Genomic DNA, 23,883 nt, shown 5'->3' with positions numbered 1-23,883 from the left:
CGCGGGGATCCGGTGCGGGACCCCGGCGCGGCGGTGCGCCCCGGTCCCCCACGGTCCGTGCTCGTGCGCCCGGGCGTGCCGCGGGCGGGTGGTCCGCCGCGGACCGGGCCCGTTCCCGGTCCGTCGACGGAGCGTGCGTCAGTCGCGCGAGGTGCCGGCGGTGGCCGGGTCACCCAGCTCGCCCACGAGCGCGTCGTAGATCGGCGATGCGCTCGATCCGGTCGACGTGCTCACGGCCGCGGGCTGCTGCTGGCGGTCGGTTCGAGACATGAGAGCTCCTGGTGCCGATGACATGTGCCGCAACATCTTCGCGGCAAACGGGTGACGGTGCCACACGAGGCCCGCCACTCGTCCCTCACCGGTCCGTCACCGGTCGGGCGCAGGTCCTCCACACTCGCCCTGACTCGGCCGCGCCCGGCGTCAGCGCCGCGCCCCTGCGCGGCTCTCCCGGACCGCGCGGCCGACGTCCTCGAGGACCAGGTCCGCGTTGAGCGCGATGCCCGCGGCGCTGCCTCCCGCCGCCGCACCGACCACCTGCGCGGTGGGGTCGACCACGTTCCCCGCGGCCCAGACGCCGGCGACCCCCGTACGGCCGTCCGCGTCCACGGCGACGACCCCGTCGGGACCCGCCTCGAGCCCGAGCGACGCGAGCAGCCCGTCGCGCGGCACGAGACGCGGGGCGACCACGAGAGCGTCGCACGGCACGAGCGTGCTGGCGTCGAGCCGCACGCCGGTGAGCCGGTCGCCCTCGACGACGAGCCCGGTCGCGCGGCCGCCCCGGACCTCGACGCCGCGCGCCGCGAGCTGCTCGGCGAGGACGTCGTCGGGCTCCGGGGCGCTGTGGCGCAGCAGCACCACGTCGGCGCTCCACTGGCCGAGCAGCAGCGCCTCACGCGCTCCCGACGCGTCGGTCGCGAGCACCGCGAGGCGCCGGCCCCGCAGCTCGAAGCCGTGGCAGTACGGGCAGTGCACGACGTCGCGCCCCCACCGCTCGGCGAGCCCCGGCACGTCGGGCAGCTCGTCGGCGAGCCCGGTCGTCACGAGCAGCCGCCGACCGCGCAGCACCCGGCCGTCGTCGAGGCGCACGACGACGCCCTCGGCCGCGGCGCCTGCGGTCACCGCGCGACCCGTCACGACGTCACCGCCGTAGGAGCGCACCTCGCGCCGGCCCGCGTCGAGGAGGTCGAGCGGGGCGATCCCCTCGTGGCCGAGGACGCCGTGGGCGCCGTGCGCGGCGGCGTTGCGGGGCTCCCCGGCATCGACCACGGCGACGCGGCGCAGCGAGCGGGCGAGCACGAGCGCGGCGCTCAGACCGGCCGGGCCGCCCCCGACCACGACGACGTCGTACGCGGGACCGTCGAGCGGCGCGGGCTCCGCCGTGTCCATCCTGACCACCTCCGCACCCACCCTGGCGTCCCGGCGAGACGCCCGCAAAGGCAGCCCGGAGGGGCCGCCCGGTGCGCGGGTGGGGCCCGGGCGCGCGCTGGTCACCGACGACGAGGGCAGTCCCTCTCCCGGCCTCGCGGCGCTCGTCCGCTCGAGCAGGAGGCCGGCGACGACGTGACCGTCGCGGCGCCGGCCGCCGAGGCGGCGGGCTCGAGGACGCCCCTGGCCGGCGTGAGCAGGGCGGCCCGCACGGTCGGACGTCTCAGGCGCCGGACCGGGCCGCGGCGATGAGCGACGTGAGCGAGTCGCGCAGGTGCTCGAGCTCGTCGAGCCCCATCCCGAGCCGGTCGACGACGGCCGGCGGGATGCGCTCGGCCGCGGTGCGCAGCGCGGCGCCCTGGGCGGTCAGCGTGACCGCGAGCGCCCGCTCGTCGCGCGGGTCGCGTGCCCGCGTGACGAGGCCCCGGGCCTCGAGCCGCTTGAGCAGCGGGGAGAGCGTCGCCGGCTCGAGGCTGAGCCGGCGCGCGAGGTCGCCCGCGCGGACGGGGCTCGCCTCCCACAGCGCGAGCATGACGAGGTACTGGGGGTGCGTGAGCCCGAGCGGCTCGAGCAGCGGCTTGTAGGCCGCGGTGACCTCGCGGGCCGCGACGGCGAGCGCGAAGCAGACCTGCCGGTCGAGCGCGAGCAGGTCCGGCGTCGCCGGGGCGGAGGTCGTCACGGTGCAGGAGTCTAGCCGCGTTCGCGGTTATGCTGAGTGCACTGATGGTTTGTGCACTCAGCGAATTTCGGCCGCACGACCCCGACCGCCCTCCCCCGACCCAGGAGACCACCGTGACCGAGGCCAGCCCGCGCCGCTCCTGGGGGATGCGGTTCACCGAGCGCTACCTGCTGCGCTTCTTCGGGCCGCCGGAGCTCGGCGCCGACCGGCCGGGCCGCCGGGCCAACGCCGACGAGGCCGCACGCGAGGCCCGGCTCAACGCCGAGCTGTCCCGCGTCGTCGGGCCGGACGGCCGCGTGTACCTCGTGCAGCGCGACGAGCAGGGCTGACCGGGCACACCACCACGCGGTCCCGGAGGCCGTGCAGACGGTCGTCGGGGTCGCACCCGGCCCCACCTGACGGCCCCGGCCCGTCGCGCGCCACGAGGGTGCACGCTGTCCCCGTGACCCCTGCGCCCGTGCCCCCGCTGCCCGTCTCGGTCGACGCCCCCGGCCTGCACGGCCGCGTGATCCTGTCGCAGCGCTGGGAGGACCTGACGTTCGTGCACTGGCGGGTCGACCCGGCGCAGGTCGCCCCGCTGCTGCCGCACGGCACCACGCCCGACGTCCACGACGGCGCCGCGTGGGTCGGCCTCGTGCCCTTCCGGCTCGCCGGCGCCGCGCTCGGCCGGGGTCCCGGCGTCCCGTGGTTCGGGACGTTCGCGGAGACGAACGTGCGGCTCTACTCGGTCGACGCCGAGGGGCGCCGGGGCGTCGTGTTCCGCTCGCTCGACGCGGCGCGGCTCGCGGTCGTGGTCGGCGCCCGGCTCGCGTTCGGGCTGCCGTACGTCTGGGCCCGCATGCGGATCCGGGCCGACGGCGACCGGCTCACCTACACGACGTCGCGGCTGGCCCCCGGGCCGCGCGGCGCGGGCGGCCGCGTGGTGGTGACCCCCGGAGCGCGGATCGCCGAGCCCGACGCGCTCGCGCAGTTCCTCACCGCGCGCTGGGGCCTGCACACCCGGCACCTGGGTCGGCTGCTGTACGTGCCGAACGAGCACGGCCCCTGGCCGCTGCACACCGCGACGCTGCACGAGCTCGACGACTCGCTCGTCGCCGCCGGCGGCCTGGACGGCCTCGCCGGCCGGACGCCCGACTCGGTGCTGTGGTCGCCCGGCGTGCGGACCGTGTTCGGCCGCCCGTTCGCGGTGCCGGGCGGTGCGAGGACCGCGACGCGGTAGCCGCCCCGGTCGCACGGCACGGCACCGCGCCGACGACGCGCCGACAGGACCTTGTCCGCGTCCGCGTGGGCGCAGGACGATACGACCGTGGACGCCGCGGCAGTCATGGAGTGGGTCGAGCAGTACGAGCGCGCGTGGCGGGACGACGACCCGACCGCCGTCGAGCGGCTGTTCACGCCCGAGGCGCACTACCTGCGCTCGCCGTACGAGCCGCCGCTCGTCGGCTGGCAGGCGATCCGGGACTTCTGGTCCGACGACACCCCGTTCACGATGCGGGCCGAGCCGGTCGCGGTGACGTGGCCGGTCGCCGTGGTGCGCGCCGAGGTGCACTACGGCGGGGACGAGCCGCAGGAGTACCGCGACCTGTGGGTGCTGCGCTTCGCCGACGACGGCCGCGCGGAGCACTTCGAGGAGTGGGCGTACTGGCCGGGGCGGGGGTACACCGCCTCGGCGTCCGGCGCGGGCACCGATGCGGCGCCACCGGACGCGGGCACGCCCTCCTGACGGCGCGCGAGGCCGCCCGGGCGGAGCCCGCTCCAGGGAGCGAGGACGCCGCGCACGACGACCCGACGTGCCGCGAGCCGTGCGGCCACGTCGCGGCGGCGGGCACCCGGCGAGGGGTCCCGCCGCCGCGGAGCAGCGTGGTCGCGGCGCAGGTCAGCCGGCGACGACGACGCGCTCGTCGGGCACGCAGTGCGTCATCTCCAGCCCCGTGACGTCGCGCGGGCCGTTCTTGCCGAGGTTCGCGAGCCGGTCCAGCTCGGCGTCCGAGAGCGTCTGGCTCTGGAGCGGCGGCAGGTGCCGGACGTCGTCCGCGGTGATGCCGAGGCCCTCCCCGACGCGCGCGCCGAGCTCGTCGTCGCACAGCAGGAAGTGCCACACCATGCGCTCCTGGACCTCGCGCGCCGCCTCGCCGATGTTCGTCACGAGGTTGTGCACCAGGTCGTCCTTCTCCCACTGCTCCATGAGCTGGTAGCGCTGGCCCGCCTGCGTGTAGTCGTTCGTGCGCGGGATGCGCTTGCGGGTCAGGCGCCCGGTGATCTCCGGGCCCTGCTCGTCATGCGTCGGGTAGGTGCCCTCCCGCAGCCCGCCCGTGATCGACGGCTCGTAGTTCACGTGCGGGTTCGCGCCCACGGGGTCGACGCGGTACGCCATCTGCCCGCCCTGCTGGTTCGTGCGGACCTCGGCGTGGCGCGCCTGGTTCACGGGCAGCTGCAGGTAGTTCGGGCCGACGCGGTAGCGCTGCGTGTCGCTGTAGGAGAACGTGCGCCCGACCAGCATCTTGTCGTCGGAGAAGTCGAGCCCGTCGACGAGGACGCCGGTGCCGAACGCGATCTGCTCGTTCTCGGTGAAGTGGTCGCGCATGTTGCGGTCGAGCACCATGCGGCCCACGACCTTCGGGGGGAACTCGTTCTCGGGCCACACCTTGGTGTCGTCGAGCGGGTCGAAGTCGAGCTCGGGGTGCTCGTCGTCGGACATGAGCTGCACCCGCAGCTCCCACTCGGGGAAGTCGCCCCGCTCGATGGCCTCGTAGAGGTCCTTCGAGGCGTGCCCCAGGTCGTTCGCCTGGATCGCCGCGGCGTCGGCCGCCGTGAGGCTCTTGACCCCCTCGCTCGGCATCCAGTGGTACTTCACGAGGTGCGTCTCCCCCTGGGCGTTGACCCACTTGTAGGTGTTCACCCCGAAGCCCTGCATCGTGCGGTAGCTCGCCGGGATCCCGCGCGGGCTGAACAGGTTGACGAGCATGTGCATCGCCTCGGGCGTCTGCGACATGAAGTCGAAGATGCGGGCCGGCTCCTGGCGGAACGTCACCGGGTCCGGCTTGAGCGAGTGGATGACGTCGGGGAACTTGATCGCGTCCCGGATGAAGAACACGCCGAGGTTGTTGCCGACGAGGTCCCAGTTGCCGTCCTCCGTGTAGAACTTCACGGCGAAGCCGCGCGGGTCGCGCGCCGCCTCGGAGGAGTCGCGGCCCCCGATCACGGACGAGAACCGGATCGCGAGGTCGGTGCGCTTCCCCTCCTCCTGGAACAGCTTCGCGCGCGTGTAGCGGGAGATCGGCTCGTCGCCCCACCGGCCGGTCGCCTCGAAGTACCCGTACGCGACGAAGCCGCGCGCGTGCACGACCCGCTCGGGGATGCGCTCGCGGTCGAAGTGGCTGATCTTCTCCAGGAAGTGGTAGTTCTCGAGCGTCGCGGGCCCGCGGGCGCCGACGGTCCGCTGGTTCTGGTTGTCGTAGACGGGATGGCCCTGACGCGTCGTCAGGACGGGACGGTCGTCGTCGGGCGCGGAGTGCTGCGAGGCGACATCGGTCATGGTCGTGCTCCTTCGGGTCTCAGCTGGGCGGATCAGCTGCGGACCGGCTGGGGGCGGACTCAGCCGGCTCCCACGCACGCAGGGCACAGTCCCCGGACGTCAGCGCGGCCTCGTCGACGACGAGTCCGCTCCAGCACCCGGCGCGGGCGTGACCCGCGTGCGTGAGCGCGTCCCGGCGGTCGAGGACCGCCCGGACCGAGAGGGCACCAGGTGCCCGTGGACGTCGAGCACCGCACGTCGAGAACGGTTCACGGCGGTCGGCGTCACCGATCCAGCATCAGGCGCGGACGGGCGTCGCTCAACCGGAGCGGGTCGCCGGACCGGACGGGACCTCGGGCGCGTCGGGCAGGGGCCGGCTCACGTCTGGCCCTGGCGCCGGAGCGGTGACAGGCTCGCCCGATGACGCTCCTCGCCCGTCGGGTGCAGCGGACCTACCTCGCGCTCGTCGTCGGCAACACGCTCGCGACGGCGTTCATCTGGGGCATCAACACGCTGTTCCTGCTCGACGCGGGCCTGAGCAACGTCGAGGCGTTCGCGGCCAACGCCTTCTTCACCGCGGGCATGGTGCTGTTCGAGGTCCCGACGGGCGTGGTCGCGGACTCCCGCGGTCGACGCGCGTCCTACCTGCTCGGGACCGTCACGCTCGCCGCGTCGACCCTCCTGTACTGGGCGCTGTGGCAGGTCGAGGGACCGTTCTGGGCGTGGGCCGTCGTGTCGGTGCTCCTCGGGCTCGGGTTCACGTTCTTCTCGGGGGCGGTCGAGGCGTGGCTCGTGGACGCGCTGCGCGCCACCGGGTACGCCGGCGCGCTCGAGCCGGTGTTCGCACGCGGGCAGGTGGCGGGCGGCGCCGCGATGCTGGTCGGCGCCGTCGCGGGCGGCGTGATCGCCCAGGTCACGAACCTCGGCGTGCCGTTCCTGCTGCGGGCCGGCGTCCTGCTCGTCATGCTCGTCGTCGCGGCCGTCTTCATGCGTGACCTCGGCTTCACCCCCGCTGCCCACGCCCGGCCCGGGGACGCGGTGCGCGCGATCCTCACGCAGTCGCTCCACCACGGCCTCGGCAACCCGCCCGTGCGCTGGCTCATGCTCGCGGCCCCGTTCGTCTCGGGCGTCGGCGTGTACGCCTTCTACGCGATGCAGCCGTTCCTGCTCGAGCTCTACGGCGACCCTGACGCGTACGCCGTCGCCGGTCTCGCCGCCGCCGTCATCGCGGGCTCGCAGATCCTCGGCGGCGCGCTCGCGCCCCGGGTGCGCCACCTCGTGCGGCGGCGCACCACGGTGCTGATCGGCGGCACGGCGGCGGGCGCCGCGACGCTGGCGCTCCTCGGGCTGGTCGACGGCTTCGCGCTCGCGCTCGGGCTGCTCGTGCTGTGGGGCGTCGCCGCGGCGGCCGTCACGCCCGTCCGGCAGGCGTACCTCAACGACCTCGTCCCGTCCGAGCAGCGCGCGACGGTGCTGTCGTTCGACTCGCTCGTCGGCAGCGTCGGCGGTGTCGTGGTGCAGCCCGCGCTCGGGCGCGCGGCCGACGTGTGGGGGTACGGCACGAGCTACCTGATCGGGGCGGGGATCAACCTGCTCGCGCTGCCGTTCCTCGTGGCCTCACGCCGCCGGCGCAGCCCCGCGGACGTGGGCAGCCGCTGACCGGGTGGCGCAGGTCGAGGTCCGGCGCACAGCCGTCCGGTCAGTCGCCCGTCCCGTCGGGCACACCCGCGACGAGCTTGGTCCTCGACCGGCCCGTGGCGTCCTTGAGCACCACGTACTTGAGGTCGACGTGCGGCTCGAGCGCACCGAACTTGTCGTTGGGGGCGCCGATCACGAGCTGGAAGCCGAGCCCGCGCCACGCGCCGATCGCCCGCCCGGTGAACCGCGCGTCGGCCTTGATGAGCGCCTCGTCGAGGAAGACCGGGGCGTAGCGGGGGCGGTCCGCGCCGGCGTCGCCGAGCTGGTAGCGCAGCGCGGCGCCGACGATGAACGCGACGAGCTCCTGGGACTCGCCGCCGGACTTCTCGCCGATGTGGTCGTAGAGAGCGACGTGCCGTCCCTCGAGGTCGACCTTCTCGGCGCTGAGCCGCACGTGGCGGCGCACATCGACGAGGTCGGCGAAGTCGGGCGACGTGCGCCGGACCCGGTCGATGACCTTCGCCATCCGCACGTACCGGCGCTCGCGCTCCGCGTCGGTCGCCTCGGTCTGCAGCACCTCGCGCAGGTCGCGGAGCTCCTTGCGGAACCGCGCGACGACCGTCGACTGGGTGTCGCGCGCGTCGATGCGCAGCCGGTGCTCGTCGTCCGCGAAGGGCAGGTCGGCGAGGATGTCGTTGACCGGACGGATGCGCTCCTTGATCTCCCGCACCGACCGGCTCAGCGCGTTGTGCAGGTCGGTCAGGTCGTTGCCCGAGAGCCGCAGGAGACTCGTGCGCCACTCCCCCTCGAGCTCGTGCAGGCCGTGCGTCTCGAGCTCGGCGAGCAGGCGCGCGAAGTCGGCGTACGACGCGTCGGGGTCCGTGCCCAGGTCGGGGTCGGGCCAGCGCTCGACGAACGTCTCGAACGTCCGCCGCAGCGCGTCCCGCGCCGTCCCGAGGACCTGCTGCGCCGCCTGCCGGTCCGAGCGCAGCAGCTCGCTCGCGCGCGCCACGACGGCGTCGAACGCGGCGAGCGCCCCGGCCGGGGTCGCCATCTCGGCGGCCGTCCCGGTGCCGTCCTCCCCGCCGAGCAGCGCGTCGAGGTACGCGCGCGCGTCCGCCGCGACCGTGGTGCCGCTCGTCCGGGCTTCGTCGAGGGCGCGCTGCGCGGCGTCGACCTCGTCGGTCGTCGTCGACCAGCGCTCGCCGAGCTCGTGCGCGGCGCCCTTGGTCCGGCCCAGCTCCTCGGTGAGCGCGCGGATCGCCGCCTCGAGCTCGGTCGCGCGCCGCTGCAGCCGCGTCACCTCGGGGTTGCCCGAGGTGACGTCGTCGATGACCTGCGACCACCGGTCCACCTCCGCCTGCGCGGAGGCGACGTCGACCTGGTCCCAGGTCACGTCGCGGAGCGCCTCGAACGCGCGGCGCTCGACCTCGTGCCGGTCGAGGCGCCCTTCGGCGGCGACGACCTGCGCCTCGGCGAGCTCGAGCCGCTGCTGCGCGCGCGTGATCTGCTGGTCGAGGTGGCTCAGCAGGCGGGTGTTCGTGAAGCCGAGCACGTTGGCGCGGCCCTGCCCGCCGTGCGCACCCTGCCGCCCGTCGGAGACCTGGCCGGCGCGCGTGAGCGCCCTGGCGTGCTGCGCGAGCTCGCCGGGGGTGTCGACGCACACGTAGGCGAACCGGCTCGCGAGCTCGCTGCGCAGCCACCCGGTGAACGGCGTCGCGCGCAGGTCGAGGCGACCGGGCAGCGTGCGGGGGTCGAGCGCGACGTCGGTCTCCAGCCCGGTCGGCACGCCCTCGAACCGGATCCGGCGCGCGGTGGGCACCGCGTCGATCGCCGTGCGGAAGGCGCGCAGGTGCGCCGCGTCGAGGAGCAGGAGCGTCGCGAAGCCGCCGAGCGCGAGGGTGAAGGCGTCCCGCCACGGCTCGTGCTCGGTCCGCACCTCGACGAGCTCGGCGACGAAGGGCAGGTCGTCGACCGTGAGGCCCGCCGCCTCCGCGAGCGCCGCCCGGGCCTGGTGGAGGTCGCCCGGGATGTTGCCCTGCCGGCGTGCGACCCGCGCACGCTCGGCCGTCAGGCCGGCGAGCTCGTCCTTCGCGTCCTTCTTCTCGGCCATCGCGTCGCCGAACGCGCTCCGGGCGGTGGCCTTGGAGCCGCCGTCCGCGAGCGCGTCGCCCGCACGGCGCACCACCGCGTCGAGCTCCGCCTGCGTGGCCGGCGCGGCGCCGAGGGCGGGGGTCACGACGTCGTCGAGCCGGGCCCGGGCGCGCACGACCCCGTCGAGGCGCTGCCGGGCGCCGGTGAGCTCGCGCTGCGCGGTCGCGAGACGGTCGCCGCCCGACGACCAGAGCGTCTCCTTGACCCCGTCGAGCTCGGCGCGCGACGCCTCGACGCGCCCCGACGTCTCGGCGGCGAGGCGCTGGGCGTCCTGGTGGCGGCGCTGGAGGTCCTGCTCGACCGCGCGCAGCAGGCCGAGCCGGCGCTCGTGGCGCCACAGCGCGGCGGGCGAGGTGCCGTCGTCGAACGACCCGGCCTGCTCGATGACCCGCAGCCGCTCGACGGCGGCCTCGATGTCGGCGCGGTGCGCGCGGATCGGCTCGAGCGCCTTGACCTGCTGGCGCGCGGTGATCATCTGGTCGCGCGTCCCCGTCAGCTTGTCGAACTGCTCGACGACGGCGTCGGCGGTCGCGAACGTGTCGGGCTCCTCGAGCACCATCGCCTTGTACAGCGCGTCGACCGTGGTGATCTGCTGACCGGCCTGGATGCGCCCGAGCAGCGCGACGGCCTTGTTCCCGTCCCCGGTCGCACCGATCCCGAGCGTCGAGTGCAGCCGGGCGGTGAGCTCGCGGTCGGTGTCGAACGGTGTGAGGCCCGCGGCGGTCACCGCCGCGCGGCCCAGCCGGTCCGCGGCGGCCGGCTCGAGGTCCCGCAGGTCGAACGGCCCGTCGCACGTGGCACGCACCGCGACGACGTCGTCGAGCGCGCGCGCTGCGGCGGGGACGTACCAGGCGCGCACGGCGGTGAGCTCGCGGCCCGCCTGGTCGGCCCACGTCATCGCGATCGCGGACCACGTGTCGCGCCCGTCGCCGCGCAGCACGCTCTCGCGCGTGCCGTCCTCGGTGCGCGACTCGTCGACCTTGCCGCGCGCGTAGGACAGCACGTTGCGCTGGTCCTTGCCGCGGGGGCGCCCGACGACGCCGCCGTTCGACGCCCCGTTGAACGGCGTCGTGTGCGGCATCAGCAGCGCGATGTAGGCGTCCATGAGCGTCGACTTGCCGGACCCGGACCCGCCCGAGAGCAGCGTCGCGGTGGACGCGAGCCGCACGCGGTGGTGCCCGTCGTACCCGCCCCAGTTGACGAGCTGGAGGTCGCGCGCGACCCACTGCTGGCCCGTCGAGGTCACCGGGACGAGCCCGAAGAGCGTGTCGACCATCGTCATGCCGCGTCGTCCTCACCCGTGTGCGCCGCCTGCGCGCGCAGCCAGTCGCGCAGCTCGGCGAGCCGCTCGTTGCTCAGCACGACCTCGACCAGCGGGGTCACCCGGTAGCGCCCCTCCGACTCCTCCTCGATCAGCCCGTCCTTCGCGAGGCGGGTGACCGCGGCGCGGATCTCGCGCTGGCGGGTCGCGACGTTCGTGTCGTCGGGGTCGAAGTACGTCAGGGCCGTCTGCTCGAGCTCCTCGACGTCGACGCGCACCGACGTCTCCCCCGCGCCGCGCTCGCGCTGGAACACCGTGCGCAGGTGCACCAGGACGAGGGTCTCGGCGCGGCTGTACGCGTCGTCGCGCAGCAGCACGGGGACGTCGAGCTCGGCGGAACGGACCTGCTTCTTGTAGGCGACGCCGCGCTCGTGGTCGACGACGAGGTGCACGAACAGGTCGTGCAGCCGCGACTCGATGACCTGCTGGTGGTCGAGGAGCGTCCGCCACTGCGCACGGTTCTTCTCCGCGGTGAGGAAGCGGCGCTGCAGGAGCCGGACGAGCACCGTGCGCACGTCGGCGTCGAGCGTGCCGGAGTCCCCCGCGAACAGCTCGGCCGGGTCCTCCTCCATGGGGACCGGGGCGATGAAGCCGTTCTCCGCGCCGGGGTCGTCCGCCGCGGGCGTCGCGTCGACCGCGACCGGCGCCTCGCGCGCCTCGTCCGTCGGGTCAGCCATGGGTCTCCTCCTTCGTGGGGCCGGTGCCCGCCGTCGTCGTCACGCCCTCGAACGCGAACCGCCGCCGGCTCCCGTCGGGCCGGACCGCGTCGACGTACGCGACCTCGCCGGTCTCCGTCATGCCGTGCCGGTGCGCGAGCTCCAGCAGCCCGAGCAGGTCGACGGGCCGGCGCATCGCCGTGGGCGCGGCGGAGAACGCCGCCGCGACGTCGACCGTGCCGACGCCGTCCGCGAGCGCCGCGAGGTGCGCGTCGAGCTCGGCGTAGCGCGGGCCGCCCCAGGCGCGCACCTCGTCCTGCGAGACGTCCGCGTCGTCGTCGTCCCAGTCGTCCAGCGGCGCGGGCGCCTGCGGCGGGCGCAGGTCGCCGGCGGTCTGGCGCAGGTGGTCGACCTCGGCGACGGGCAGGCGACGCAGCGGCTCGACGGACTGCCCGCGTCGCGCGTCGGGCACCCACGCCTGCAGCCCGGTCATGACGTCACGCAGCAGCTCGTCGACCTGCCGGTCGCGCAGCGGGTCGTGGTTGCGGACCTGCGTCGTGATGACGTACGACGCCTCGCGCTGCGCCGTGAAGACCTGGTCGAGGCCCTGCTCGATCCGCCGGCCGATCTCGCGCAGCTCGGTGCGCTGCGGCGCGGGCAGCCGCCGGGCGAACCGGTGCCGCAGGACGACGTCGAGGTGCGTCGCCAGCTCGTCGAGGCGCTGCGGGTCGCCGATGAGGCGCAGCGCGCCCGCGAACGCGCGACCCTCCGACGTGGACTCCATGACGTGCTCGCCGCGCGCCAGGTACTCGCGCAGCACGTCGCCCGTCGGCCGCTCGTCCTGGCGCAGCGCGGTCACGACGTCGCGCTGCATCGCCTTGATCGACTCCGCGACGCGCGCGAAGTCCGCGGGGAGCTCCCGCACGAGGTGCAGGACGTTCTCGGCCTCCTCGAGCAGCTGCTCCTCGTCGACCTCGTCGACCGTTCCGGTCCGCTCGATGCGGGCGACCTCGGCGCGCAGGCGCCGGATCTCGGAGTCGAGCCGCGCGAGGCGCACGAGCACGTCCGGGTCGGCGTCCTGCGCGAGGCGCTCGACGGCGTCGAGCAGCGTCCGCACGCGCGACTGCGAGACCCGCGCCCGCGTGCCGCCCGCGCGCCCGGCGACCTCGAGCGCCCCGACGGCGTGCGCGGAGAGCCGGTAGACCTCGACGTCGTCCTCGAGCACGTGGCGCACGAGCCAGCCCGCGTCGGACCACTGCCGGCACAGCTCGCGCGCGGTGCCCACGGGCAGCTCGTCGCGGTGACCCGCGGCACGCAGCTGGTCGAGCGCGTCGCCGATCTCGGTGTGCGCGTCGGCCACGGGGACGCTCGGGCGCTCCGCGGTGAAGACGACCGAGAGCAGGGACACGACGAGGGGTGCGTGCCGCTTGTGCAGCAGGTCGAGCATCGGGTTCTGGAACGCCCGGACGGCTCCGAGGTAGGCCGCTTCGGCACGAGTGGTCATCGCCGGACAGCGTAGGCGGCGCCGGCCGGGGCCCGTGACGCGACCCGCGCGCGCCACGGGTGAGGGCGACCGGTGCCCAGCTCACCACCGCACGCGCAGGCCGACCGCGAGCGAGGGCTCCGTCGGGTCGTCGGCGTCGACGGTCGCGAGCAGGCGCACGCCGTCGACCGTGTGCTCGACGACACCGAGCCCCTCGACCTTCGCGACCGCACCGTGCACGTGCGGCAGGTCGACGCGGTCGCGCACGACGCCGCCGTCGAGCACCGCGAGGACCGACCCGACGACCGGACCGTCGTCGCGCGGGTCAGGCGTGTCCTCGGCGGCGGCGCTGACCAGCACCGCACCGTCGGCGAGGAGGACCGCGTCGGTCACCGCGAGCCCGACCCCGCGCGCGCTGCCGAGGTCGTAGCGCCGCTCGCCGGTCACGGGGACGTCGGCCGGCCGGGCGTCGCCGGCGAGCGCCCCGAGCAGCGCCCGCAGGTCGACGTCGACGCTCGCCGTGGGCACCCCGGCGTCGGGCAGGCCGCGCTGGAACCAGCGCAGCACGTCACCGACGACGCAGGCACCCTCGAGGTTGAGCAGGTCGGCGTCGATCCCGAGCCGGCGCGCCACGGCGGCGTAGAGCGGCGCGAGGTCCGCGACGACCGGCCCGCCGTCGCCGTCCGCGCCCGGTGGCCGCAGCAGGGACCCCCGCACGCGCGCGGGCGAGGACCCCGACCCGAGCAGCATGACGGCGCCCGCACCACGGCGCAGGCCGTCGGGGACGACGAACGCCGCCTCCAGGTCGGGCTTGAGCGCCTTGGTGCCGCGCGCCTCCTCGAACGTGTCGAGCCCGCGGACCGGCGGCAGCGCGCGCACCGGCGTCACGCCGCCCGGCCGCACCCACGCGGCGTGCGTCGCGTCGTCCTGCGCGACGAGCCAGCCTCCCCCGAACGCCACGACCGCGGACGCGGCCCGCACCGGCGTGCCGTCGTCGAACCGCAGCGCGGTCACGTGCTCGACCTCGACCTGCACCCGGCACCTCCTCGGGCGGCCGGGCGCGGGCGGCCCGGCTCACGACCACGCTAGGACGGGCTGGGACCGGGCACCCGTCGAGGGGCGTCGGACGGCCGACGCCTCACCACACCCGGCGGTGGGATCGCTCCGCGAACCGGTCCATCGCCGCGAGCACCTCGCCCGCCTGCCACACGCGGTCACGCGCGCCGCGACCGATCTGCTCGAGCACCCCGTCCTCGACGAGCCGGTCGATCGCGAGCTGGGCGTTGACGGTGCTGACGCCGAGCGTCTCGGCGGCGAGCCGCACGTCGACCACGGGTCTCGTCATGACGAGGTCGGCGAGCGCCCAGGCGGCCGCGCCACGACGTGCGCGGATCTGCTCAACCCAGGTCGCGCGCGCGGCGGTCACGTCGGAGATCAGCCTGCGCGCGTTCGCGAGCGCCGGGAAGACCGCCTCCGCCACCTCCGTCACGATGGGCTCGACGTCACCCGTCCGGTAGACGTTCAGGGCGCCGAAGTACCGGTCCGTGTCGGTCAGCAGCCCGGCGGAGACGGGGACGATCGCTTGCCGCGCGAGCCCGCCGTGCCGCAGCTGGGCGTGCAGGAGCGCCCGCCCGGTGCGGCCGTTGCCGTCGGGGAACGGGTGGATCGACTCGAACTGCGCGTGGGCGAGCGCGGCCTGCGCGAGCACGGGGACGTCGTCCCGGGCGATGAAGCGCACGAGGTCGTCGATGCCGGCGGGGACGCGCTCGTGCACCGGCGCGACGTACGCGGCGCCGTGCGGGCTGCGGCTGCCGCCCCCGATCCACACCTGCTCGGTGCGCCAGCGCCCGGCGGCCGACGGCAGGTGCCCGATCATCAGCGCGCGGTGCATCTGCAGGATGGCGTCGGCGTCCAGGTGCGAGGCGTCGCGCAGCGCCTGCGTCATGGCGGTCACGTTCGCCACGATCTCGTCGGCGTTCGGGCGTCCCCTGCGACCCAGCTCCGCGAGTGCGATCGCCTTCGGTGTGGATGTGAGGTTCTCGATCTGCGACGAGCTCGCCGCCTCGGTGCGCAGCAGGAGCGACGCGAACGACGTCGTCGCGCCGAGCGTCTCCCCGTCGAACCGGGCGATCTCCGCCGATGCCTCGGTGACCAGCGCCGCCGTGCGCGAGGAGAGGCGGACGTCCGCGTCGGCGATGTCCGGCGCGAGCGCCGCGAGGTAGGCGCCCTGGTGCTGGCTCCGGCCGGTCCGCGGGCCGTAGGACGCGTCGGCGGCGTGCCACTCGACGCTCTCGGTGCCGAAGGCGGGCCACCAGGACGGACCGTCGAGGCGGTCCGTGCTCGCGCGCGGATCCCGTGCCATCCACCAAGGTTAGCATCGGATGTGCAAACTTCCATTGCCAACGGCGAGGGCTATGCACGGATAGGAAGGTCCGCAGCCGTACGGCGTCCGCGAATCACGTCATGACGGTTCCATGGCCAGAGCCTCAGCCGCGACCGCCCCGTCGTCGGTTCGGCTTCCGCGCGCCAGATGCCTCACCTGCATGACGCTCGACGACTTCTTGCCGCGCGACATCTGCCTCGGCCAGTCGTCGCACGCATGAGCCGATCGAGACGTGGTTGAAGAGGCTGAGGAACCCAGCGACGGCCGACAACCCCACCCGGCACCAAGGCGAGATCCCTTCAGGTCCAGCCGCGAGGATCCCGACGCTGGCGACCGCCAGAGCCGCACCCGGCATCACGGCCGGCTCACTCGTCCGCGGCGACGACTCCGCCCGTCGGACCGCCCGGCGCGCATGAACCAGCTCCTCACGTCGTACCGCGTTCACGACTCCCCCTCGTCTCCCGACGCCACCACTCCGAGGACACCGCGGCCGCCATCATGCCGACCCCGAGCGCCAGGGACGCCACAAGCAGACGATCGAAGGTCCTCGCGATGCCGTGGGTGCGCCGCGCTGCGACGAGCGCGTCCTCGAGCGTTCTCGGTCGCACCTCGTCATGGCGCCGCTGCCGCATCAGCCGCGACACGAGCCACCCAGGATGCGCCGTGGCTACACCGGGACGATGTTCCTAGGCGGCGATGTGCCATCCGCTCGACCATGTGCGCGTGCGCGAGCCCGCGTGTCGACAGGAGATCCTCCCTGCGGGAACGAAGAAGGCTCCGACCGCGTTGCCGCTGGTCAGAGCCTTGTCCGTCGCTGTCTCAACGAGTGTCCGGAGGGGGACTTGAACCCCCACGCCCGTTAGGGCACTAGCACCTCAAGCTAGCGCGTCTGCCATTCCGCCACCCGGACAGGTGGACCGTGAGAGGACGTCGGGCACTCCCGGCGCTCCCTCAGGTGCGGCAGAAAACATAGCACGGTGCGGCGGTCGAGCATGCATCGCCCCCGAGGGGCACACTGGCCCCGACAGGCGTTTCAGCAGCGTACGGGCGCATCGGGTGAGATCCCCGGGCACCGGCGGACCGGGAGGTCGGCATGGCCGAGGAGAGCACGTCGAGCGACCGCTCGCCGGTCCCGAGCCGTCTCCTCGCGGGGGCGAGCCCGGCGGCGCGCAGGGTCGCCGGCGCACGGCGCAACCCGTCGGTGATCGGCCTCGAGCAGACGGCCCCGCACTGGCTGCGCGTCCTGGCGGGTGTCGGGTGGCGGCTGCTCGTCGTCGTCGCGGCGATCGCGCTCGTCTTCTACGCGACCTCGCGCGTGCAGCTGGTGTTCGTCGCGGTGTTCATCGCGCTGGTCATGACGGCGGTGCTGCGTCCCGCGGTCGACGTGCTCTCCCGGATCCTCCCCCGCGGGCTCGCGACCGCGCTGTCCCTGCTCGGCGGCGTCCTCGTGCTGCTCGGGATGCTCACGTACGTCGGGGTCTCGGTCGCCGGGCAGTGGGAGAGCCTGTCGACCCAGTTCGCCGAGGGCATCGACGACATCATCGACTTCCTCGAGAACGGCCCGCTGCCGTTCTCCGTCACGACGGAGCAGCTCAACGAGTGGATCGACAACGGCCGGGCGTGGGTCGTCGAGCACGGCGGGGAGCTGGCCGGGCAGGCCGCCGCGGGCGCGGGCGGCGTGGTCGAGGTGTTCGGCGCGCTCGCGCTGGCGACCTTCTGCTCGGTGTTCTTCCTGGCCCGCGGCCAGGAGATGTGGGTGTGGTTCCTCAACCAGCTCCCCGCACGCGTGCGGGAGACGTGGAAGGTCGCGGCAGGCGCCGGCTGGTACACGTTCTCCGGCTACACGCGCGGCACGATGATCATCGCGGTGTCCGACGGGATCCTCGCGTTCCTCCTGCTGTCCATCGTCGGCGTCCCGCTCGCGGCCCCGCTCGCGGTGCTCGTGCTCATCGGCGCCTTCATCCCGCTCATCGGGGCGCCGGCGGCGATGGTCATCGCGATGATCGTGGCGCTCGCCGCGAACGGGCCGATCCAGGCGGCGGTCGTCGGCATCGGGATCGCGCTCATCGGGCAGTTCGAGGGGCACATCCTGCAGCCGCTCGTCATGGGCAAGCAGGTCTCGCTGCATCCCGTCGTCGTCGCGCTCTCCGTGACCGCGGGGACGCTGACCGCGGGCATCCTCGGCGCGGTGATCTCCGTGCCGCTCGTGGCGGTGTGCTGGGCGATCTTCTCGCGGCTGCGGCGCGTCGACCCGCCGATGGAGGAGCCGGTGGCGGACGAGGACGACGCACTGCCCGACGACGCGGAGCGCATCGCCGGGCAGTGAGCCCGCGCCGGGCGGGCGGCGTGCACCGCAGCGCCGCCCGCCCGCCCGCCCGCCCGCCCGCCCGCACCTGAGCGTCCGGCTCAGGGCCGGATCTCGTACACCGCGTTGAACGGCGTGCGGGCCGCGACGCGGAACCGCGTGAACCCGGCCTGCCGGGCGACGTCCTCGACGGCGCGCGGCCCGGCCTGGGCGCCGAGCGCGTGGCCGCCGTGCTGCGCGAGCGCGTTCGGGACGCACAGGAACGTCGAGCCCGCGTAGTACAGGCGGCCGACCGTCGTGAACGTCTCCTCGACGTCGTCGCTCGCGAGCGGCTCGACGACCATCCAGGTGCCGTCCGGCGAGAGCGACCGGAGCACCTGGCGGGCCGCACCGACCGGGTCGCCCATGTCGTGCAGGCAGTCGAACATCGTGACCAGGTCGTAGCCGGCGCCGCCGAAGTCCTGCGCGCTCGCCACCTCGACGCCGACCCGGTCGGCCACACCCGCCTCCGCCACGCGCTTGCGGGCGAGGTCGACGGACGCCGCGTGGGGGTCCGACGCGGTGAAGGTCGACGCCGGGAACGCCTGCGCCATCAGCACGGTCGACGTCGCCAGGCCGCAGCCGACGTCGGCGACCCGGCCGCCCGCAGCGAGCCGGTCGACGACGCCGTCGAGCGCCGGGAGCCAGCCCGGGACGAGCGCCGCGACGTACCCGGCGCGGTAGAACGCGTCCGTCCCGACGTGCACGTCGGCGTCGTGCTCGCCCCACGCGACGCCCTCCCCGGTGCGGAACGCCTCGGCGAGGCGCGGCTCGGCCCGCAGGTACCCGAGCACCGCCACGGACGCAGCGGGCAGGTTCGGGCCGTCGGGGTCGGCGAGGCAGAACGCCTGCTCCGGCGTCAGCGAGAAGGTCGCGTCGGCCCGGTGGTACTCGACGTACCCGCCGGCGGCCTGGCCGCGCAGCCACTCGGCGAGGTAGCGCGGGTCGCAGCCGGTGCGCTCGGCGAGGTCGTCGGGCGTCGCGGGGCCCTCCGCGAGCGCCCGGTAGAGGCCGAGCCGGTGGCCGAGCGCAACCTGGCCCGCGGCGCCCGTGGCGGCGAGGTCGGCGGTGAACCGGCCGAGGAAGGCGAGGACGGCGTCCTGTTCCATGAGGTGTCTCCTTGCTGTGGTCGTGCTGCGGTGGTCCGGCCACCGGGCCGTCGTCGGCGTGGTCGCCGGCGTGGTCCCACCGTCGCGGGGTGCGCTGTCACGGGCCTCGCACGCGCGCGCACGCCGCTGTCACGACCCCCGCGCCCGCTCCGCACCGGGCACGGGGCGCGGCGTCACCGCAGGTCCCACGCGCGCCGCCCCGGGGGCCGGTCGACCCTCGGCGCGGCGAGCCGTTCCCCGGCAGCCCGCACGACGGCATGCTGGGCACGGGAGGTGCGGCATGCACGCGGTCGACGCGGTGCCCGAGGTGCGGGTCGACGTGCTGGGACCGCTGCGGCTCACCGTCGGCGGCACCGAGGTCGCCGTCGTCGGGATGCGGCGGCGCGCGGTCCTGGCGCTGCTCGCGCTCGCGGGGGGACGCACGGCCACCGTCGCGACGCTGGTCGACGCGCTGTGGCCCGACAGCGCCCCCGCCTCCGGTCGCCAGGCCCTCCAGTCGCACGTGTCGCGGCTGCGCGCCCACCTCGGTCCGGGCGCGGCGCGGCTCGCGACGGCGCCCGACGGGTACCGGCTCGACGTCCCGCCCGACGCCGTCGACCTGGCGCGCGTCCGGGCGCTCCTGCGCGACGCCCGGACGACGGCGGACCCGGAGCAGGCCCTGGCGCTCCTGCGTGAGGCCTCCTCGCTGTGGCGCGGGCCCGTGCTGGCGGACCTGACGGACGTGGCGCCCGTGCGCGACGCGGTCGTCGCGTGCGAGCGGCTCCGCCGGGAGACCACGGAAGCCGTCGTCGCTGCGGCGCTCGCCGCCGGGCGCCCGGGCGAGGTGCTCGAGCTCGCCGCCGCGGTGGCGGCGCAGGACCCGCTCGCGGAACCCTCGACGGTGCTGCACATGCGCGTGCTCGCGGCGACGGGACGCGCCCCTGACGCCCTGCGCGTCGGGCGGGCCTTCCGGCGCAGGCTCACCGAGCGCACCGGGCTCGACCCGACCCCTGCGCTCGCCGCGGTCGAGCGCGAGGTCGCGAGCGGCGGTGCCGGTGCCGGGACCACCACCGCCGCGCGGCCGGGCGTCCCGCACCGGGCGGATCCGCTGGTGGGCAGGACCGAGCAGGTGACGCTGCTGCGGGGTCTCCTCGGGCGTGAGCGGCTCGTGACGGTCGCGGGACCCGGCGGGGTCGGGAAGACGAGCGTCGCCCTCGAGGTCGTCCGGAGCGCGGACGACGCGGTGGTGCTCGCGCTCGCGCCCGTGGACGACCCCGGCGCCGTCCCGCACGCGCTCGCCTCGGTGCTCGGCCTGGCCGCGGTGCGGGGAGACGTGCTCACGGCCTGCGCCGCGCTCCTGGGCGACCGGCCCGCGCTGCTGCTCGTGGACAACGCCGAGCACCTGCTCGCAGCCGTGCGCGACGCCGTGGCGACGCTCCTGGGCTCGTGCCCGCGGCTGCGCGTGCTCGTCACGAGCCGTGAGCCGCTCGGCCTGGCCGCGGAGCGCACGGTGCGTCTCGCGCCGCTCGACGTGCCCGAGGCGGGGACCGACCCCGGGCGCGTGCGCGACTCCCCCGCCGTGACGCTGTTCCTCGCGCGCGCGGACCGGGTCCGCCCCGGCGTGGTGAGGACGCCGCAGGACCTCGTGGTGGTCGCCGAGGTCGTGCGGCGGCTCGACGGCATCCCGCTGGCCCTCGAGCTCGCCGCGGGGCGGCTGTCGACGCTCGGGCTGCGGGACCTGCGCGACCGGCTCGACCGCGCGCTGGAGCTGCTCGGCGACGGGCGCCCCACCGCCGACGCCCGGCACCGCACGCTGCGCGCGACGATCGCGTGGTCCGACGCCCTGTTGTCGCCCGACGAGCGCCTGCTGCTCCAGCACCTCGCGGCGTTCCCCGACGGGCTCGACCTCGCGGCCGCGGAGCGCCTGGCGGGGGCGGTCGGCGCGCACGGGGACCCGGCGACGCTGCTCGCGCGGCTCGTCGACGCGTCGGTGCTGCACGTCGACTTCGACGGCACGACCCGGTACCGGCTGCTCGAGACGGTCCGGGCATACGCGGCAGGGACGGCAGGCACGGGAGGCACCGCGGACGGTCACGCCGGGCCGGAGCACCTCCTGCGGTGGGCCCGGGAGCTCGTGGCGGACGTCGCGGCGGGGATGGAGACCGAGCGCGAGCCGGAGGCCGACGCGACGCTGCGTCGTGAGCTCGCCAACCTCCGCGCAGCCTGGCACGTTGCTCGCACGCGCGGGTCCGTCGACGACGCGGCGGAGCTCGTCATCGGGCTGTTCGCGGCCGTCGGCTACCGGGACCTGCTCGAGATCCGGGCGTGGGCGCTCGACCTCGCACAGGACCCGTCGCTCGTCGGGCACGCGCACGAGGCCGCGGTCCTGGGTGTGGCGGCGGAGGCGGCGTACCAGGGCGGCGACCCGGCACGGGCGGACGCGCTCGCCCGCGCCGGGCTCGCCCGCGCCCGGGACGACGAGGACCGGTGGTTCTGCCTCGTGCCGCTCGCGGTCGTCGCGCTCGCGCGCGGTGCGCACGCGCAGGCCGTGGAGCACGCGCTCGCCGCCGCGCCCCTGCGCCCCTCTCCGCGCGAGACCTACGGCATCGCCGCGCTCGCGAGCGCCTACGCGGGTGAGCTCGCGACGGCCCGCTCGCTCGCCGACCGTGGGCGCCCCGCCGCCACGTCGCCGACGCTGCGGGCCTGGGCCGCCTACGTGGACGGTGAGATCGCGCAGCTCGAGGGCGAGCTCGACTCCGCCGAGGGCCACTACGACGACGCGGTCGAGGCCGCCCGCGCGTCCGGCGCCGGCTTCCTGCTCGGCGTCGCCCGCGTCGGCCTGCTCTCGGTGCAGTCGGCCCGCGGGCGGGTGCGCGAGGCGCTCACCGGGTACCTGGAGGTGGTCGACCACTTCGCGGCCACGGGCAACTGGACGCACCTGTGGCCCGCACTGCGGGACCTCGCGGACGTCCTCGAGCGGCTCGGCGACCCCACGGCGGCCCGGTTGCTGCACGCTGCGGCCGACGCCGCCCCCGACGCGCCCGCGGACGAGCGGCGACCGCGAGGACCCGTCGTCGCGGCCGGACCGAGGGACCGTGCCGCCGTCCTGACGGTGGCACGGGAGGCGGTCGGACGCGCGCTCGACCGGCTGCCGGACCGCGCCTCGTCCGTCGCCCCGGCGGGCGCCGGCGGAACCGGGCCCCTTGCTCCCCCGGCCATCTCGCCCTGACCGCGCGTGCTTCCGTTATCGACATGGCTCGCTCGGCGTCGCGTCTCCGCAGCGCAGCCGCGCCGTCGGCCGCAGCCGCAACCGCAGCCCTCGAGCCACGTCCGGCCGTTCGGCGTTCGGCCGAGTGGATGGTCCCGGTCACGCTGCGCCTCCCGACCGCACGCGTGCCGCTACGGTGTCCGGCGTCGTCCCCGGAGGTGAGCCGTGCGTCGCACGCGTGGTCGACGTCGTGCCCGCGACGTCGTGAAGAAGGGTGTCGAGGGTGTCGCGGACGCCGTCGAGGCGGTCGAGGTCGTCGGGCTCGTGGTGCGGCTCCTGACCTTCCCGTTCCGCCTCCTGGCGCGGGCGTTCAGCTTCTTCGACTGAGCCGGCTCAGCGGGACGACGCGGCGTCCGCGTCCATGGCAGCGAAGCGGTCGAGCACGAGCGCCAGCGCACCCTCGAGCTCCGCGCGCACCTCCGGCGCGGGCATCCGCAGCGGCGCCGGGACGTCGCCGACCGGGAGGCCCAGCAGCTGACCCACGGCGTGCACCGCGCGCGGCCCGCCGGACCGCATGACGAGCTCGACGAGCGGCGCCAGGTGGGCGAGGAGCGCGAGCGTCCCCGCCTCGTCCCGCTGCGCCGCGAGCCGCGCGACGGCGGCGTACGGGCCGGGCAGGACGCCCGCGAGCGCCGAGTGCCAGCTGCGGGCGCCCGCGAGCAGCCCGTGCACGCCGAGCAGGTCCCCGCTGTAACCGACCTCGAGGCCGGCCGGGGCGCCGGCGAGGACCGCAGCCGCCCGGGTACGCACGGCGTCGGCGTCCGGCGCCCGGTCCTTGACCCCGCCCACCCCGGGCAGCGCGGCGGCCCGCAGGAGCGCCTCGACGCTGAAGTCGTACCTCGTGGTGACGGGGTTGTGGTAGATCCACACCGGCCGGTCGGCGGTCTCGGTCACGTCGCGCACGAGGCCGAGGACCTCGTCGTCGGTGAGCGGCAGGTACGCGGTCGTCGGCAGCAGGAGCGCGTCGGCCCCCGCGTCCTGCGCGTCGCGGGCCAGGCTCAGGACCTCGCGCGTCGCGAGGGCGCCGACACCGGCCAGGACGGGCACCCGCCCTGCGGCGGCCTCGACCGCCGCAGCGACGACCGCGCGTCGCGTCGCGGGCTCGAGGTAGGCGAACGAGCCGACGCTGCCGAGCACGCACACCCCGCTCGCGCCGGCCGCCACGACGCGTTCGACGAGCTGCCCGAGGACGTCGGGGGCCAGCGCACCGTCGGCGCTGCGCGGGGTGGGGACGTAGGCGACGAGCGGGCCGAGGAGCGACATCGGGGCAGCGTAGCGACGAGGTCGGTCCGCACCGGACCTGAATACGCCGGTCCCGGCGGACGTCCGCGCCGGGGCGGCGGGTGGTCTGCCAGGATCCGGGCATGGGAAAGCTGTTCGACGCCATCGACGAGTCGTTGCACCGCTGGATCGAGGCGCAGCCGATGTGGTTCGTCGCCACCGCCCCGCTCGCCGCGGACGGGCGCGTCAACGTCTCGCCCCGGGGCAGCGACTCGTTCTCCGTGCTGGGCCCGCACCGCGTCGGCTGGGTCGACCTCACCGGCAGCGGCGTGGAGACGATCGCGCACCTGCGGGAGAACGGCCGGATCTGCGTGATGTTCGCCGCGTTCGACGCGCGCCCCCGCATCGTGCGCCTGCACGGGCGCGGGCAGGTGCACCTGCCGGGCACCGCGGCGTTCGACGAGGTGACGGCCCTCCACCCGGACCACCCGAGCACGCGTGCGGTGATCACGGTCGACGTCGAGCGCATCAGCGACTCGTGCGGGTGGGGTGTGCCCGTGATGGAGGTCGTGACCGAGGAGCGCGAGCTGATGCGCCTGTTCGCCGAGAAGAAGGGCCCGGACGGGATGGACGAGTACCGCGCGGAGCGGAACGCCGCGAGCATCGACGGCCTGCTCGGCATCTGACGGGCGGCCCCGAGCGGGGGGCA

The 23,883-nt window shown here is 75.5% G+C and carries 19 protein-coding genes and 1 tRNA gene; 8 read left to right on the top strand and 12 right to left on the bottom strand.

Annotated features, from left to right (window positions below; genetic code table 11):
* Positions 1-138: 138 nt before the first annotated feature.
* The 3 genes from AB6N24_RS04750 to AB6N24_RS04740 form a co-directional block, all read right to left on the bottom strand.
* Positions 139-270, bottom strand: coding sequence for a hypothetical protein (locus tag AB6N24_RS04750; RefSeq protein WP_258726899.1), 132 nt, complete (start codon positions 268-270; stop codon positions 139-141).
* 150 nt (positions 271-420) lie between these two features.
* A complete protein-coding gene (locus tag AB6N24_RS04745; protein WP_412868276.1) occupies positions 421-1,386 on the bottom strand; it encodes an NAD(P)/FAD-dependent oxidoreductase in 966 nt (321 codons plus the stop codon).
* A 262-nt stretch (positions 1,387-1,648) separates the two neighbouring features.
* Positions 1,649-2,104, bottom strand: a complete 456-nt coding sequence (locus AB6N24_RS04740) for a MarR family winged helix-turn-helix transcriptional regulator (RefSeq protein ID WP_412868275.1) — start codon at positions 2,102-2,104, stop codon at positions 1,649-1,651.
* 113 nt (positions 2,105-2,217) lie between these two features.
* Between AB6N24_RS04740 and AB6N24_RS04735 the strand changes: the two genes are divergently transcribed.
* The 3 genes from AB6N24_RS04735 to AB6N24_RS04725 all read left to right on the top strand — a co-directional run bounded on the left by AB6N24_RS04735 (position 2,218) and on the right by AB6N24_RS04725 (position 3,827).
* Positions 2,218-2,433, top strand: coding sequence for a hypothetical protein (locus AB6N24_RS04735; protein WP_412868274.1), 216 nt, complete (start codon positions 2,218-2,220; stop codon positions 2,431-2,433).
* A 113-nt stretch (positions 2,434-2,546) separates the two neighbouring features.
* On the top strand, positions 2,547-3,323 hold the full coding sequence (locus AB6N24_RS04730) for a YqjF family protein (protein WP_412868273.1): 777 nt from the start codon (positions 2,547-2,549) through the stop codon (positions 3,321-3,323).
* An 87-nt stretch (positions 3,324-3,410) separates the two neighbouring features.
* Entirely contained in the window at positions 3,411-3,827 is a 417-nt protein-coding gene (locus AB6N24_RS04725) for a YybH family protein (RefSeq protein ID WP_412868272.1), read from the top strand.
* Between the two features lie 153 nt (positions 3,828-3,980).
* Here the strand turns inward: AB6N24_RS04725 and AB6N24_RS04720 are convergent, their stop codons facing one another.
* Complete coding sequence (locus AB6N24_RS04720) at positions 3,981-5,639, bottom strand: catalase (protein WP_412868271.1); 1,659 nt, start codon at positions 5,637-5,639, stop codon at positions 3,981-3,983.
* 399 nt (positions 5,640-6,038) lie between these two features.
* Between AB6N24_RS04720 and AB6N24_RS04715 the strand changes: the two genes are divergently transcribed.
* The gene (locus tag AB6N24_RS04715; protein ID WP_412868270.1) at positions 6,039-7,277 is read left to right on the top strand and encodes an MFS transporter; all 1,239 of its coding nucleotides are present in this window, start codon (positions 6,039-6,041) and stop codon (positions 7,275-7,277) included.
* 40 nt (positions 7,278-7,317) lie between these two features.
* On the opposite strand, the gene AB6N24_RS04710 is transcribed toward AB6N24_RS04715, so the two are convergent.
* The 6 genes from AB6N24_RS04710 to AB6N24_RS04685 all read right to left on the bottom strand — a co-directional run bounded on the left by AB6N24_RS04710 (position 7,318) and on the right by AB6N24_RS04685 (position 16,163).
* Positions 7,318-10,692, bottom strand: a complete 3,375-nt coding sequence (locus AB6N24_RS04710; protein WP_412868269.1) for an ATP-binding protein — start codon at positions 10,690-10,692, stop codon at positions 7,318-7,320.
* The gene (locus AB6N24_RS04705) at positions 10,689-11,408 is read right to left on the bottom strand and encodes a DUF4194 domain-containing protein (protein ID WP_412868268.1); all 720 of its coding nucleotides are present in this window, start codon (positions 11,406-11,408) and stop codon (positions 10,689-10,691) included. Before AB6N24_RS04705 ends, AB6N24_RS04710 begins: the two co-directional genes overlap by 4 nt.
* A complete protein-coding gene (locus AB6N24_RS04700) occupies positions 11,401-12,891 on the bottom strand; it encodes a DUF3375 domain-containing protein (RefSeq protein WP_412868267.1) in 1,491 nt (496 codons plus the stop codon). The genes AB6N24_RS04705 and AB6N24_RS04700 overlap by 8 nt, the downstream gene beginning before the upstream one ends.
* 81 nt (positions 12,892-12,972) lie before the next feature.
* On the bottom strand, positions 12,973-13,905 hold the full coding sequence (locus AB6N24_RS04695; protein WP_412868266.1) for a DUF6910 family protein: 933 nt from the start codon (positions 13,903-13,905) through the stop codon (positions 12,973-12,975).
* A gap of 103 nt (positions 13,906-14,008) precedes the next feature.
* On the bottom strand, positions 14,009-15,232 hold the full coding sequence (locus AB6N24_RS04690; protein ID WP_412868265.1) for a Fic family protein: 1,224 nt from the start codon (positions 15,230-15,232) through the stop codon (positions 14,009-14,011).
* Positions 15,233-16,080: 848 nt separating this feature from the next.
* A tRNA-Leu gene (locus AB6N24_RS04685) sits at positions 16,081-16,163 on the bottom strand.
* 183 nt (positions 16,164-16,346) lie between these two features.
* Here AB6N24_RS04685 and AB6N24_RS04680 point away from each other — a divergent pair.
* A complete protein-coding gene (locus AB6N24_RS04680) occupies positions 16,347-17,579 on the top strand; it encodes an AI-2E family transporter (protein ID WP_412868264.1) in 1,233 nt (410 codons plus the stop codon).
* 80 nt (positions 17,580-17,659) lie between these two features.
* On the opposite strand, the gene AB6N24_RS04675 is transcribed toward AB6N24_RS04680, so the two are convergent.
* Complete coding sequence (locus tag AB6N24_RS04675; RefSeq protein ID WP_412868263.1) at positions 17,660-18,706, bottom strand: class I SAM-dependent methyltransferase; 1,047 nt, start codon at positions 18,704-18,706, stop codon at positions 17,660-17,662.
* A 280-nt stretch (positions 18,707-18,986) separates the two neighbouring features.
* On the opposite strand from AB6N24_RS04675, the gene AB6N24_RS04670 reads away from it, so the two are divergent.
* Together AB6N24_RS04670 and AB6N24_RS04665 are read left to right on the top strand one after the other, a co-directional pair.
* Positions 18,987-21,914: an ATP-binding protein gene (locus AB6N24_RS04670; RefSeq protein WP_412868262.1), complete on the top strand. Its 2,928-nt coding sequence runs from the start codon at positions 18,987-18,989 to the stop codon at positions 21,912-21,914.
* Positions 21,915-22,118: 204 nt separating this feature from the next.
* Positions 22,119-22,280, top strand: coding sequence for a hypothetical protein (locus tag AB6N24_RS04665; RefSeq protein WP_412868261.1), 162 nt, complete (start codon positions 22,119-22,121; stop codon positions 22,278-22,280).
* Between the two features lie 6 nt (positions 22,281-22,286).
* Here the strand turns inward: AB6N24_RS04665 and AB6N24_RS04660 are convergent, their stop codons facing one another.
* A complete protein-coding gene (locus tag AB6N24_RS04660) occupies positions 22,287-23,216 on the bottom strand; it encodes a dihydrodipicolinate synthase family protein (protein ID WP_412868260.1) in 930 nt (309 codons plus the stop codon).
* A gap of 101 nt (positions 23,217-23,317) precedes the next feature.
* Here AB6N24_RS04660 and AB6N24_RS04655 point away from each other — a divergent pair, with 101 nt between their 5' ends.
* A complete protein-coding gene (locus tag AB6N24_RS04655; protein ID WP_412868259.1) occupies positions 23,318-23,860 on the top strand; it encodes a pyridoxamine 5'-phosphate oxidase family protein in 543 nt (180 codons plus the stop codon).
* Positions 23,861-23,883 lie beyond the last annotated feature (23 nt).

This window comes from Cellulomonas jepli, assembly GCF_047229345.1.
Lineage (GTDB): Bacteria > Actinomycetota > Actinomycetes > Actinomycetales > Cellulomonadaceae > Cellulomonas_A.
The sequence above is the reverse complement of the archived record's forward strand: the minus strand, read 5'-3'. Positions and strand labels throughout refer to the sequence as shown.

Coding starts and splice junctions, on each gene's coding strand:
- AB6N24_RS04670 (WP_412868262.1), top strand. CDS start 18,987: ATGCACGCGGTCGACGCGGTGCCCGAGGTGCGGGTCGACGTGCTGGGA.
- AB6N24_RS04715 (WP_412868270.1), top strand. CDS start 6,039: ATGACGCTCCTCGCCCGTCGGGTGCAGCGGACCTACCTCGCGCTCGTC.
- AB6N24_RS04750 (WP_258726899.1), bottom strand. CDS start 270: ATGTCTCGAACCGACCGCCAGCAGCAGCCCGCGGCCGTGAGCACGTCG.
- AB6N24_RS04710 (WP_412868269.1), bottom strand. CDS start 10,692: ATGACGATGGTCGACACGCTCTTCGGGCTCGTCCCGGTGACCTCGACG.
- AB6N24_RS04705 (WP_412868268.1), bottom strand. CDS start 11,408: ATGGCTGACCCGACGGACGAGGCGCGCGAGGCGCCGGTCGCGGTCGAC.
- AB6N24_RS04675 (WP_412868263.1), bottom strand. CDS start 18,706: ATGGAACAGGACGCCGTCCTCGCCTTCCTCGGCCGGTTCACCGCCGAC.
- AB6N24_RS04745 (WP_412868276.1), bottom strand. CDS start 1,386: ATGGACACGGCGGAGCCCGCGCCGCTCGACGGTCCCGCGTACGACGTC.
- AB6N24_RS04660 (WP_412868260.1), bottom strand. CDS start 23,216: ATGTCGCTCCTCGGCCCGCTCGTCGCCTACGTCCCCACCCCGCGCAGC.
- AB6N24_RS04690 (WP_412868265.1), bottom strand. CDS start 15,232: ATGGCACGGGATCCGCGCGCGAGCACGGACCGCCTCGACGGTCCGTCC.
- AB6N24_RS04655 (WP_412868259.1), top strand. CDS start 23,318: ATGGGAAAGCTGTTCGACGCCATCGACGAGTCGTTGCACCGCTGGATC.
- AB6N24_RS04720 (WP_412868271.1), bottom strand. CDS start 5,639: ATGACCGATGTCGCCTCGCAGCACTCCGCGCCCGACGACGACCGTCCC.
- AB6N24_RS04680 (WP_412868264.1), top strand. CDS start 16,347: ATGGCCGAGGAGAGCACGTCGAGCGACCGCTCGCCGGTCCCGAGCCGT.
- AB6N24_RS04700 (WP_412868267.1), bottom strand. CDS start 12,891: ATGACCACTCGTGCCGAAGCGGCCTACCTCGGAGCCGTCCGGGCGTTC.